The organism is Streptomyces sp. R302 (assembly GCF_012927245.1).
Classification (GTDB): Bacteria; Actinomycetota; Actinomycetes; order Streptomycetales; family Streptomycetaceae; genus Streptomyces.
Map to the genome: position 1 here is coordinate 399261 of NZ_JABBGE010000004.1, position 12837 is coordinate 412097.

The window sequence follows — 12837 nt, forward strand, 5'->3', positions numbered from 1 at the left end:
ATGCGTCCGAGGCGTCGGAGGCTGGGACTTTGGTCCTATTCTGGCCAGGCTGCGCTCGTGCGAGGCTGTGGCAGCGTAAAAGCGTGTGGGGGCCCTATCCGGAATTCGAGTTCTGGATTCTTTCTTCGGTTTCGAAAGGCCCGCCGTTGTCGTCGACCGGTCGCCCGATCGGCCACAGCCATGAAACCTGTGCAACGTAAGGACGACCTTCATGTCCGAAGCAATCCTGTTCCTTACTCGATGGCCCCTGTACGAGGACGAGCGCCGTTGGGAGAATCGCCTCGCCGCTCCCGCCGTCGTCTTCGACCCGGAGACCGACCGGGTCACGTACGTGTGTGACGAGGGCGGTCGCAGCGGGGTGCCCGACGGCGCCGAACGGGTCCACGTCGTGACGGACTTCGACGATCTGGACGCCGTGCTGGAGGTCGTCGACGCCGTCGTCCGGGACGAGGGCCCGTTCGACCACGTCATCGGCTTCTCCGAAATGCTCCTCGACCTCGCGGCGGCCCTGCGTGAGCGGTACGGCATCCCGGGCGCCGGCGTGGAGGAGACCTCCAGGTTCCGGGACAAGACCGTCATGAAGGAGACGCTGTCCCGGGCCGGCCTGCGGGTGCCGCGTTGGGCGTCCTGCCGCACCGAGGAGCAGGTCCTGACGGTCGCCGAGGAGTTCGGCTACCCGGTGATCGTCAAGCCGGTGCGAGGAGCGTCCAGTCAGGGGGTGCGCGAGATCGCCTCGGCCGAGGAGCTGCGGGCGCTCTGCGCCGGACAGGACCTGAGCGGCCTGGAGATCGAGGAGTTCGTCCAGGGGGAGGTCCTGCACGTCGACGGAGTGCTGGACGCGGAGGGCAAGCCTCTCTTCCTGTGCACCTCGCGCTACACCTCCACCTGCCTGGACTTCGAGCGTCTGGGGGAACCGCTCGGCTCCGTCTTCCAGACGGACGCCGCGGTGCGCGGCCGCTGCGAGGACTTCGCCGTGCGCTGCCTGACCGCGCTCGGTCTGCGCAGCTCCGCCTTCCACCTGGAACTCTTCGACACCGGCGACGAGTTGGTGTTCCTTGAGGTGGGAGCCCGGGTGCCGGGCGCCGACGTGTCCTATGTCATCGACGACGTGCACGGTGTCAACCTGTTCCGGCTGTGGACCGATGTGCTGCTTGGCCGGTCGCCGGACCTGCCGGTCCCCGACCCGGGGCTGAGCGGCGGGTGGCTGATCATCCCGGGCCCCAGGCCGCTGCCCCAGAAGGTGACCGCCGCGACCCCCCTGCTCGGTGAAGTGCCCTTCATATACCGGGAGTTGGTGCCAAGGCCGGGTGAGGTCCTGGTGTCCCGACCCGGCTCGTACGCCACGCTCCAGGGCGGTCGGTTCCTCTTCCGGGGCGGCACCCAGGAGGAGATCGAGGCCGCCGTGCGCCAGGCGCGTGCACGGTACCGCCTGGCGACCGAGCCGATCTCCTAGAACACCCGAGCATCTCGTGCCGTCGACAACCGAACCATCGAGTCCGTGGAGGAACACGTGGGTCAGCTGAGCCATGCGGAGCTGGTCGAGAAGAAATTCGTGCTGTTCGCCGAAGGCTGCTTCGGGGTCTTCACGAGCAAGATCGCGGCCTCGCTGATCCGCTACAACGGGGACCGCTGCGTGGCCGTGATCGACAGCCGCAAGGCCGGTCGCACCGTTCAGGAAGTCCTCGGATACGGTGGCCCGATCCCGATCGTCTCCCACGTCGACCAGGCGCTGAACCTGAGCCCCGAGGTCATGATCATCGGCAAGGGCCTGCATTCGGCCGAACTCCCCTCCGCCTGGAGGCACCACATCCTCGCGGCCGTCCAGAACGGCCTTCACCTGGTCAATTCGATCCACTACCGCCTCAACGACGACCCGGACATCGCCCGTGCCGTCCGTGAGAAGGGCGTCACCGTCTGGGAGACCAAGGACGCCCCGCCCGTCCCGCTCAACCGGGCCCGCGTCCTGGACCTGGACACCTGGGTGATCCACACCTGCGGCAGCGACTCCAACATCGGCAAGAAGACCGCCGCCCTGGAGATCTGGAACGAGGCCAACCGCCGCGGCATCCCCACCGGCTTCGCGGCCACCGGCCAGAGCGGCATGCTGATCTCGGGCCACGGTGTGGCGGTCGACGGTGTGCCCGGCGACTTCATGGGCGGCGCCGTCGAGCAGGTCGTCCTGGAGGCGGCGGCCGGCAAGGAGTGGGTGGTCGTTGAGGGGCAGGGTTCCCTCAACCACATAGGGTTCAGCAGCGTCGCCCTCGCCATTCTCCACGGTTCCCTGCCGAACGCCCTGGTCTTCTGCCACCGCCTCGGCGCCGAGCGCACCAAGGTCTGGGAGACGCCCATCATCCCCATTCCCGAGCTCATCCGCATGAACGAGGAGCTCACCGTCTTCGAACGTCCCGCCAAGGTCGCCGCCGTCAGCGTCAACAGCTTCGGCTTCACCGAGGAGGACTACCGCCGCGAGGCCGAGAAGCTGGAGGCCGACACCGGGCTGCCCGTCGTCGACCCGCTCCGTGAGGGCGGTGCCGCCCAGCTCGTGGACATCCTGCGTGCCCATCAGCGCGAGACCGCCGACCGGCGGGCGACCCGTCTGCGGTGAGGGTGGATCCGGAACTTCAAGGAGACGCACAGATGAAGAGGGCGATCCTGCTCCTCCTGCACATGGGCAAGTCGTACACCGAGGAGATCGCCGCGGCCGCCGCGGGGCTCGACCTCGCCCTGGTCGGCCTCAGCTCCCGGCCGGAGACGCCGGAGGTCGTCGACGAGGCACGCCGCCACCTGGCGGACTGCCTGGTCACCGAGGAAGCCGAACTGAGCTCCGGCGACGTCGAGAAGGCCACCCGTGAACTCGCCGACCGGGGCTATCGGGTCGAGGCCGTCCTGGCCAGCTTCGAGGGCTACCGGCTCCTCATGGCCGAGTTCAACGAGAGGCTCGGCGCGCGCGACTCCACCGAGGCCGCCCTGCGCCTCTGCCTCGACAAGTACGAATTGCGCCGCCACCTCCTCGCCGAGGGGCTGAGCGAGGTCCGGGTCGACCGGATCGCGCCCGGCGCGATACCCGAACTCGACCCCTCCACACGCTGGTTCGTCAAGCCGGTGCGCGGCGCCTCGTCGTTCGCGACCTTCGTCCTGGACGACGTGGCCGACCTCGCCGACCTGCCCGCGCTCCAGCAGCAGATGCGTGCCGACCGGCGCATGAAGGCGATCTTCATGGACCGGTACGACTTCCTCGTCGAAGAGTACGTGGAGGGGCCGGAGTTCAGCTTCGAGACCGTCGTCCTCGACGGACGGGTCCATCACCTGTGCGTCCACGAGAAGGCCCGTGTGGAACGCCTGGAGCGGACCACCCTGGAGGGGATGTCGGTCAGCCCGCCCGCGAGCGTCGACCGGGAGCTCGTCCTGGAGGGGGCCGACCACGTCACCCGCTGCCTCGCCGCGCTGCAGGGCCTCGGGCTGACCGCCGGCGTCTTCCACATCGAGGTCAAGTACTGGGAGTCGAGGAAGCGCTGGGAGATCATCGAGATCAACCCCCGGATGGGCGGCAGTCTCATCAATCCCAGCACCCAGACCGTCACCGGGTGCTCCCTCCTCGACCTGTGGACCGAGTCCCTGCTGCTGCCCGACAGCGAGCGGGACGCCTTCTGCGACCGGCTCACCGGGGTGTCCCAGGTGGAGGCCCTGCGCACCGGAGCGCCCACCCGGGCGACCGTCTTCCTCAGCACGTACGGGGAGAAGGGGCGGACCGTCGACGAGATCCGCTTCGAACCGCCCACCCGGCGGCCCCGGATCCTGCGCCTCCACGTGGCGGAAGGAACCGAACTCGACGCGTCCGACCGGGGGATCTGTCTGATGGACGCCCTGTGGGACGTCGCGGCCGACGACCTGCAGGCCGAGATCGACTTCCTCGACCGGCACGCGGCGGAGCACTTCCACGTGCGCTACCGCTGACCCCGGCGGCCCGACCCCGGTCGCCCAGGGCCGTCACGCGGACCGCCCGAGAGCCGGCCGCACCCGTGCCCTGCCGTACACCGACCCGACCCGACCCGTCCGTGAACGTCCCTCTGCGAACCCTCTTGTGAAGGAGAACGCGATGAACCGCGTGCAGAACACCGGGATCAACCACCCGAAACCGCTCTTCAACGAGGAGCAGAGCCGCCTGAAGAAGGCCGAGCTCGACCGCTACCTGGACAAGAAGATGGCCGAGTGGAAGGCCACCGTCCCCTTCGCGTCCCACCTGTCGCAGCCCGAGCTCCACGAGGCGTACTACCGCCGCACCCTCATCGAGCACGTGTGGCGGATCCGCCTCTCCCGGGTCAGCCAGAGCAAGGCCATCTACAAGATCGCTCAGGTCTCGCCCAGGGCCGCCCGCGACTACGCGCAGTACCAGGCCGACGAGATGCTGCACGACAAGCTGTACATCAGCGACGCCGAGGCCGCCGGCGTCACGGAGGAAGAGATCCTGGCGACCGAGCCCTACCTCTCGACCCGCCTCTTCGAGGGCTTCTTCTACTACGCCCTGGAGCACGAGTCGGCCCTCGCCCCGGTCGTCTCCAACTACCTCGTGGAGTACACCCAGGTCAAGCTCCAGCCCGCCATCGTCGAGAACCTCCAGGAGCAGCTCGGCAAGGAGAGCGTCAAGGGGCAGGCCGCCCACCTCCACGTCGACTCCACCGAGGACCACTCCCAGGAGATGTGGGACATCCTCCGCCAGCTGATCTTCAGCGAGGAGGACTTCCAGCGGGTGTTCAAGTACATCGACGACGTCCAGGAGATCCTCGCGATGTTCTTCCGGGAGATCTACGAGGACACCGTCGCCAAGCACGCGCAGCCCGCCGGGGTCTGACCCTCGGGTCCCGGACCCACACCGGTGTGACAGGGCGAGCACACGGGGATCTCGTGAGCCCGAGGAGTGAACCGGTCGGGACCGCCACGGGGGCGATCGGTGCCCGCCCGAAGCCGCCGCTGGTCCACCGGGCCGTTCTCGGCCGGTGGACCCGGCGCCGACCGCACCTCCAGCACACCTCCGACGTCCAGCAGAGAGGAATCCGTGAATGTCCGCACCCGACACGGCCGCCTTCGTCAAGGAGTACCGCGAGAACGGCTTCGCGGTCGCCGAGCAGCTTTTCGGCCCGAGTGAGGTCGCCGAGCTCAACACCGCCATCACCGAGATCCTGAACGTCTCGGACGTCGGCTCCGTCGCCGAGGTGGAGCCGGGCGACAACGGTCTGGCCCGCCGGATCTGGTCGCCCACCAAGCAGCACGGCGCGTTCGAGCGGGCCGCCGCCCACCCGATCCTGCTCGACCACGTCGAGGCGCTCATCGGCCCCGACATCCTGTTCCACTACAGCAAGCTCCACCTCAAGGCCCCGAAGGTGGGCAGTGTCGTGGAGTGGCACCAGGACTTCGCCTACTACCCCCACACCAACACCGACCTGGTGACGGCCCTCGTCTACCTGGACGACACCACGGTGGAGAACTCCGCCCTCCAGGCTGTCCCGGGCTCCCACCTGCGCGGCCTCGCCGACCACTACGTCGACGGCTTCTTCCGGGGCAAGGTGACGGGCGCCGACGCCCCGGACCCGTCGCTCGCCGTGGCCATCGAGGCGCCGGCCGGCAGCGTGGTCTTCATCCACCCCCTGCTCCTGCACTACTCCTCCCCGAACCGCTCCGACCGGTACCGCCGGGCCTTCCTGCCGGCCTACCGGGCTGCCGACGCCTACCCGATCCACTTCGGCGCGCACGCCGGCCACAACGAGGCCGGAGTGAAGCTGCTGCGTGGCAACGTGTCGGACACGGCACGCGTGGAGGCCGGGGCGTGGCGCCTTCCGCTGGCCGAGCGCCCCTTCGGTTCGCTCTTCCAGCTCCAGGAAGGCGCTCAGGTCGGCACGCCGGCCACCGGGTACGCCACATTGGACGGCGGTCAAGCGACCGCTTCGTGAGCACGCCCGGACGCGACGGTCGTCCGGGCGTGCCCGCGGGGTGGCGCGGGCGGGGAACTCCCCGCCCGCGGTCCCGGCACGATCGCGCCCTCGCTCTCCTCGCGGCCCGGCACGGTGGTGCCGGCACGGCCTGTCTCGCCGCATTCCTGACCGGCCGGGGCATCCACCGGACCGCCGTCCGCGCGGGTCCTGACGGAGCAAGACCATTCAGACGTCGAGTGATCGGAAAGTGAGAACGTGGTCGACACCAGCTTGTCAAGCCAACAGCAGCCGGACTCGAACGAGCTGAGAGTGCACTGGAACTCACCGCTCAGCGGGCAGCAGAAGGCGTCCGGGAAGTACCAGACCGGCCAGTTCGACTTCGACGCGGTCGTCGACTTCGCGCAGGAGGCGGACTCCCTGGGTGTCGACTCGCTCCTCATGGGGATCGGGTCCCACATGCCTGATCCGCTTCCGGTGCTCGGCGCTCTGGTCCGCGAGACCCGGCGCGTCAAGTTCCTCCTCGCCTATCGTCCCGGACTGATCTCACCGACGCTCTTCACCCAGGTGATCAACACGGTCTCGTGGATGTCGGACGGGCGGATATCCCTGAACCTGGTCGCCGGCACCTCCCCGGCCGAACAGGCGTATTACGGAGACTTCCTCGCGCACGACGACCGCTACGCGCGCTCCAACGAGTTCCTCGACATCCTTCACCGATTCTGGCGCGGCGAGAAGCCACTGTCCTACAAGGGCGAGCACTACCGCATCGAGGACGCGCAGATCGGCCTGGGGTACAAGGGCGGAAGCCGCCCGGAGATCTACATCAGCGGGGCGTCCGACGTGGCACAGCAGACCGCCGTGGAACACGGCGACTGCTGGCTCCGGTACGGCGACACCCCCGAAGGAATGGCCGCGGCGGCGAAGCCCGTCCTGGCGCAGGGCGGCCGTGTGGGGACCCGTATGCACGTGCTGGCGAGAGAGACCCGCGCCGAAGCGCTGGCGGATCTCGCCGCACTGATGGGCGAGCCCGACGAGAAGCAGCGGGAAATGATCGCGGCCGCGGTGTCCTCCTCCGATTCCGTGGCGGTGAAGACCTCCTTCCGGCTGGCCGAGACCGCGGAAGCCGACTGGATCTCACCCATGCTGTTCTCCGGCGCCGTGGCCTATCGCGGGGGGCCGGCCCTCTGCGTGGTGGGCAGCTACGAGGAAGTCGCGGCGTATCTGTACGAGTACAAGGCGGCCGGGATCAGCGAGTTCATCTTCTCCGGCTGGCCGACCCGTGACGAGATGCGGATCTTCTACACCCGCGTCCTGCCGCTGCTGCGCGAGCACGAACGCGCCGGGCGAGGGAACCGCTGATACACGCGTCGCTTCCGGGCCGCGGCTTCGGTGCTGTGGCGAGGGGCCGTTCGGGCGAGGGCGATGCAGGGCCGCGGCCCGTACCGGCGTCCGCTCGCCGGCCGAGGAGGCGCGGAGGACGGCTTCGGGCCGGGGCCGGGGTTCCGCCCCTGGCCGCGGCCGGCCGCCGCACCCGCGGACAGTACGCGTCGCCGCCCGGCACGTCCGGCAGAGCGCCCTCCGTGGACGGCGGCCACGGAGGGACACGACCCGGCGGCGCGGGGCCCCCGCCGCCGGGCCCACGGGCGGCAGAAGGCCCGCGGCGCTCACCCCGGCGATGTGTCGTCCCATGACGGATGAGAGGGTCTGACGGGTGAGCGAGACACCACCGCAGTCCCTGCAATACCGAGTCGACGGGCCCGAGGACGCGCCCGTCCTGGTCCTGGGCCCCTCGTTGGGCACCACCTTCCACATGTGGGACCGCCAGATCCCGGAGCTGATCCGGGACCGCCGGGTGGTCCGATTCGACCTCCCCGGACACGGCGGCGCGCCCGCCCTGCCCTTCACCTCCGTCGCGGAGCTCGGCGACCGTGTCCTCGCCACCCTCGACACCCTCGGGATCCAGCGCTTCGGCTACGCCGGCTGCTCCCTCGGCGGCGCCGTCGGACTCGACCTCGCCCTGCGCGCCCCGCACCGGGTCGCCTCGCTGGCCCTGGTCGCCACCGCGCCCCGCTTCGGCACCGCCGACGAGTTCCGCCAGCGCGGGGTCGTGGTCCGCACGAACGGCCTGGAGCCGATGGCCCGCACCGCGCCCGAGCAGTGGTTCACCCCGCACTTCGCCGCCAACCAGCCCGCCATCGTCGACTGGGCCGTCCAGATGGTGCGGACCACCGACGCCGCCTGCTACGTCGCCGCCTGCGAGGCCCTCGCCGTCTTCGACGTCCGCGCCGCCCTCGGCTCCATCGGGGTGCCCGCGCTCGTCCTCGTCGGCTCCGAGGACCGGGTCACCGGCCCCGCCGAGGCCCGCACCCTCGTCGCCGGCATCGCCGACGCCAAGCTCGCCGTCGTGCCGGGCGCCTCCCACCTCGCCCCCGTCGAACAGCCGGCCGCCGTCACCGACCTGCTCCTGGAGCACTTCGCCGGGACCCCCCACGACACCAGCGGCACCCTCGCCGTACCGCCGCCCGTCCCGGCCCCCGCCCCCGCCTCCGCCGAGCCCGCGCCCGCGCCCGCCCCGGAGGCCCCCGAGGACGGCGAGGCGACCCCGGCCGGCCGGCCCGACCCGTACGAGAAGGGGCTCGGGCTGCGCCGCGAGATCCTCGGCGACGCCCACGTCGACCGGGCGCTCGCCGACGAGGACGCCGCCGACTTCCAGGAGCTCGTCACCCGCTACGCCTGGGGCGAGGTCTGGGCCAGGGAAGGACTCGACCGGCGCACCCGCAGCGTCGTCACCCTCACGGCCCTCGTCGCCGGCGGACACCGCGAGGCGCTCGCCGACCACACCCGCGCCGCCCTCCGCAACGGCCTCTCGCCCGCCGAGATCCGCGAGATCGTGCTCCACACCGCCGTCTACTGCGGCCTCCCCGCCGCCGAGACCGCCCTCGCCACCGTCGGCCGCGTCATCACCGAGGAGACCACGCCGCCCGCGTAGCGACACCCCGAGCCGGGCCCGCACGCCCGGCGTAGGGTGTGGCCGTGAAGCTGACGAAGAAGTCCCACGCCTGCGTCCGGCTGGAGAAGGACGGGCGGACGCTCGTCCTCGACCCCGGGATGTTCACGGAGGAGGACGCCGTGCTCGGCGCGGACGCCCTCCTCGTCACCCACGAGCACCCGGACCACTTCGACGAGGGCCGGCTGCGCGCCGCCCTGGACGCGCGCCCCGACACCGAGCTCTGGACCCTGCGCAGCGTCGCCGAGCGGCTGGCCGCCGCCTATCCCGGCCGGGTCCACACCGTCGGCGACGGCGACACCTTCACCGCCGCCGGCTTCGACGTCGAGGTCCACGGCGAGCTGCACGCCGTGATCCATCCGGACATCCCGCGCATCACCAACGTGGGCTTCCTCGTCGACGGCGCCGTCTTCCACCCCGGCGACGCCCTCACCGTCCCCGGCCGCCCGGTGGACACCCTGCTGCTGCCGGTGATGGCGCCGTGGAACAAGATCTCCGAGGTCATCGACTACGTCCGCGAGGTGAAGCCGCGCCGGGCGTACGACATCCACGACGCGCTCCTCACCGACCTGGCCCGGCCGATCTACGACCGGCAGATCGGCGCGCTCGCCGGCACCGACCACCAGCGGCTCGCCTCCGGCGCCTCCGTCGGGCTCTGAGCCGGCTCCGGGCCGTTGTCGGTGCCCGCCAGTAGGGTGGGCGTCATGCGCATCGCCACCTGGAACGTCAATTCGATCACCGCCCGGCTGCCCCGGCTGCTGGCCTGGCTGGAGAGCAGCGGCACCGACGTGCTGTGCATCCAGGAGACCAAGTGCACCGCCGAGCAGTTCCCCGCCGAGGCGCTGAAGGAGCTGGGCTACGAGTCGGTGGTCAACGCCACCGGACGGTGGAACGGCGTGGCCCTGCTCTCCCGCGTCGGCTTCGAGGACGTGGTCACCGGCCTGCCCGGCGGCCCCGGGTACGACGGAGCCCAGGAGCCCCGCGCCATCTCCGCCACCTGCGGCCCGGTCCGCGTCTGGTCGGTCTACGTGCCGAACGGCCGGGAGGTCGCCCACGAGCACTACGCGTACAAGCTGCGCTGGCTGGAGGCGCTGAAGGCGGCCGTCGCCGAGGACGCGGCCGGCGGGCGCCCCTTCGCCGTGCTCGGCGACTACAACATCGCGCCGACCGACACCGACGTCTGGGACATCTCCCTCTTCGAGGGCGCCACCCACGTCACCGAGCCCGAGCGCGCCGCCCTCGCCGGCCTGCGCGAGACCGGCCTCGCCGACGTCGTCCCGCGCCCCCTCAAGTACGACCACCCGTACACGTACTGGGACTACCGCCAGCTCGCCTTCCCCAAGAACAACGGCATGCGCATCGACCTCGTGTACGGCAACAAGCCCTTCGCCGAGGCCGTGAAGGACAGCTACGTGGACCGCGAGGAGCGCAAGGGCAAGGGCGCCTCCGACCACGCCCCGGTCGTCGTCGACCTCGACCTCTGACCCGGACCGCCCCGCCGGTCGTCGCTCCCGACGGTCTTCGCGTGCCGGGTGGTGGTCCGGCAGGTGACGGTGCGACGCTGTTCCGATGAACATCCCGTTTCTCGACCACTGGCGCAAGCGGCACGAACCCGAGCCGTCCCCGCTGGCCGCGGCGTACGACCGGGACCCCGAGGGCGTGGCGGAGCTGCTCGCCGAGTGCGAGCTGCTCCGCGCCCGGGTGGAGGCGGCGGGCGTCGCACTCGACGACAGTCCGCGCTCGCTGGAGGCGCTGGACCAGCTCCCGCCGCGCTGGCGCGACGACCCCGAGGAACTGCCGTGGTTCGGCAACGACGCGGGGCTCTACCTCGGCACCGTCATCGTGCGGACCGTGCCGGGGGCCCACTGGCAGGTGTGGCCGAACGGCGGTCCGGTCGTCGTCCTGGAGTCCGGACGCGAGATCCCCGTCGTCGAGTACGGCGTGGAGTGGGCGATGACCGGCGCGCCCGAGCTCTCCCAGGTGTACGCCGAAGCCTCCGAGCAGTGACGTAAATACGGCTAATCCCGGCTCGCCCCTTTCGGGCGTGTCGGGCGTGAAGTCCCTTTTCCCGGCGGATAGTTTGCGCTGGCTCGACCCACCGCATCGAGCACACCGCATCGAGCACACCGCACCGGACACGGCACCGGACACCGCGTCGGCACACCGCTGAGGAATGGGGCAGGGCAGCGCATGACCGTCGATCCGCTGATCGAACTGCGTGGCGTCAACAAGCACTACGGCACGCTGCACGTCCTCCAGGGCATCGACCTCACCGTCGGCCGCGGCGAGGTCGTCGTCGTCATCGGCCCCTCGGGCTCCGGCAAATCCACCCTCTGCCGGGCGATGAACCGCCTGGAGACCGTCGAGTCCGGCGAGATCCGCATCGACGGCCGCCCCCTCCCCGAGGAGGGCAAGGACCTCGCCCGGCTGCGCGCCGAGGTCGGCATGGTCTTCCAGTCCTTCAACCTCTTCGCCCACAAGACCGTCCTCGCCAACGTCTCGCTGGCGCAGATCAAGGTCCGCCGGCGCAGGAAGGAGGAGGCCGACCGCCGCTCCCGCGCGCTCCTCGACCGCGTCGGCCTCGCCGCCCACGCCGAGAAGTACCCGGCCCAGCTCTCCGGCGGCCAGCAGCAGCGCGTCGCCATCGCCCGGGCCCTCGCCATGGACCCCAAGGCGCTCCTCTTCGACGAGCCGACCTCCGCCCTCGACCCGGAGATGATCAACGAGGTCCTCGAAGTCATGCGGCAACTCGCGCACGAGGGCATGACCATGGTCGTCGTCACCCACGAGATGGGCTTCGCCCGCTCCGCCGCCAACCGGGTCGTCTTCATGGCCGACGGGCGGATCCTGGAGGACCGCGCCCCCGAGGAGTTCTTCACCGCCCCGCGCAGCGAGCGCGCCAAGGACTTCCTCTCCAAGATCCTCTCGCACTGACCGGGGTGGGAACCATGCCGCGTACGCACCGACGCCCGGGCGCCCTCGCCCTCGCCCTGCTGCTCGCCGCCGCGGGCTCCCTGCTGGCCGGCTGCGGCCGGCCCGGCAGCCCGCCCGTGAAGGGCCCGCAGCCCGACCAACTCCCCTCCTACCGGGTCCAGTCCGGCTTCCGGCTGCCGGAATCCTCCACCTGGAACCGGGCGCGCAAACGCGGCCGGCTGATCGTCGGCGCCAAGGAGGACCAGCCGTACCTCGGCGAGAAGGACCCCGCCACCGGCCGCTACTCCGGCTTCGACATCGAGATCGCCAAGATGATGGCCGCCTCCCTCGGCTTCGACCCGGCCACCGGCGTCGAGTACCGCACCATCGCCTCCGCCAACCGCGAGACCGCCCTGCAGAACGGCCAGATCGACTACTACGTCGGCACCTACACCATCAACGACAAGCGCAAGGAGCTCGTCGGCTTCGCCGGCCCCTACTACGAGGCCGGCCAGTCCCTCCTCGTCCGCACCGACGAGGACGACATCCACGGACCGCAGGACCTCGACGGCAAGCGCGTCTGCTCGGCCGCCGGCTCCACCCCCTACCAGCGCATCCAGCGGGAGTACCCGAAGGCCGAACTCGTCGCCTACGACACGTACTCCATCTGCGTCGACAACCTCCTCACCTACCAGGTCGACGCCGTCACCACCGACGACACCATCCTCATGGGCTACGCCGCCAAGGTCCCCGACGAACTCGAGCTCGCCGGAAAGCCGTTCTCGAAGGAGCCGTACGGGATCGGGGTGCCGCGCGGCGACACCGCGCTCCGCTTCGCCCTCGACGACGCGATCGCCGCGCACGAGAAGAACGGCGACTGGAGGAAGGCGTACGACGCGACCCTCGGCCTCTCCGGCGTACCGGCCCCGACACCGCCGCCCATCGACCGCTACCCGACCGACTGAGGACCCCCACCGCTGACATGGACGT

The 12837-nt window shown here is 70.7% G+C and carries 12 protein-coding genes; all 12 read left to right on the forward strand.

Annotated elements, in window-relative coordinates:
* Positions 1–211: 211 nt before the first annotated feature.
* The 12 genes from HHL19_RS14775 to HHL19_RS14830 all read left to right on the forward strand — a co-directional run bounded on the left by HHL19_RS14775 (position 212) and on the right by HHL19_RS14830 (position 12812).
* On the forward strand, positions 212–1453 hold the full coding sequence (locus HHL19_RS14775; protein WP_169089567.1) for an ATP-grasp domain-containing protein: 1242 nt from the start codon (positions 212–214) through the stop codon (positions 1451–1453).
* Between the two features lie 45 nt (positions 1454–1498).
* The gene (locus tag HHL19_RS14780) at positions 1499–2605 is read left to right on the forward strand and encodes a DUF1611 domain-containing protein (RefSeq protein WP_206324994.1); all 1107 of its coding nucleotides are present in this window, start codon (positions 1499–1501) and stop codon (positions 2603–2605) included.
* Between the two features lie 32 nt (positions 2606–2637).
* Positions 2638–3954, forward strand: a complete 1317-nt coding sequence (locus HHL19_RS14785; RefSeq protein WP_169089569.1) for an ATP-grasp domain-containing protein — start codon at positions 2638–2640, stop codon at positions 3952–3954.
* Between the two features lie 142 nt (positions 3955–4096).
* Entirely contained in the window at positions 4097–4849 is a 753-nt protein-coding gene (locus HHL19_RS14790) for an iron-containing redox enzyme family protein (protein ID WP_169089571.1), read from the forward strand.
* A gap of 208 nt (positions 4850–5057) precedes the next feature.
* Positions 5058–5945, forward strand: a complete 888-nt coding sequence (locus HHL19_RS14795; protein WP_169089573.1) for a phytanoyl-CoA dioxygenase family protein — start codon at positions 5058–5060, stop codon at positions 5943–5945.
* 291 nt (positions 5946–6236) lie between these two features.
* The gene (locus HHL19_RS14800; RefSeq protein ID WP_346768344.1) at positions 6237–7286 is read left to right on the forward strand and encodes an LLM class flavin-dependent oxidoreductase; all 1050 of its coding nucleotides are present in this window, start codon (positions 6237–6239) and stop codon (positions 7284–7286) included.
* A gap of 352 nt (positions 7287–7638) precedes the next feature.
* The gene (locus tag HHL19_RS14805; RefSeq protein WP_169089575.1) at positions 7639–8916 is read left to right on the forward strand and encodes an alpha/beta fold hydrolase; all 1278 of its coding nucleotides are present in this window, start codon (positions 7639–7641) and stop codon (positions 8914–8916) included.
* A 44-nt stretch (positions 8917–8960) separates the two neighbouring features.
* Positions 8961–9593 (forward strand): MBL fold metallo-hydrolase, encoded by a 633-nt coding sequence (locus HHL19_RS14810; RefSeq protein ID WP_169089577.1) that lies wholly within the window; start codon positions 8961–8963, stop codon positions 9591–9593.
* A gap of 45 nt (positions 9594–9638) precedes the next feature.
* Positions 9639–10418, forward strand: coding sequence for an exodeoxyribonuclease III (locus tag HHL19_RS14815; RefSeq protein ID WP_169089579.1), 780 nt, complete (start codon positions 9639–9641; stop codon positions 10416–10418).
* Between the two features lie 85 nt (positions 10419–10503).
* Positions 10504–10941: a DUF6278 family protein gene (locus HHL19_RS14820; RefSeq protein WP_169089581.1), complete on the forward strand. Its 438-nt coding sequence runs from the start codon at positions 10504–10506 to the stop codon at positions 10939–10941.
* Positions 10942–11124: 183 nt separating this feature from the next.
* Entirely contained in the window at positions 11125–11868 is a 744-nt protein-coding gene (locus HHL19_RS14825) for an amino acid ABC transporter ATP-binding protein (RefSeq protein WP_169089583.1), read from the forward strand.
* A gap of 14 nt (positions 11869–11882) precedes the next feature.
* On the forward strand, positions 11883–12812 hold the full coding sequence (locus tag HHL19_RS14830; RefSeq protein ID WP_169089585.1) for a glutamate ABC transporter substrate-binding protein: 930 nt from the start codon (positions 11883–11885) through the stop codon (positions 12810–12812).
* The last annotated feature ends 25 nt before the right edge of the window (positions 12813–12837 follow it).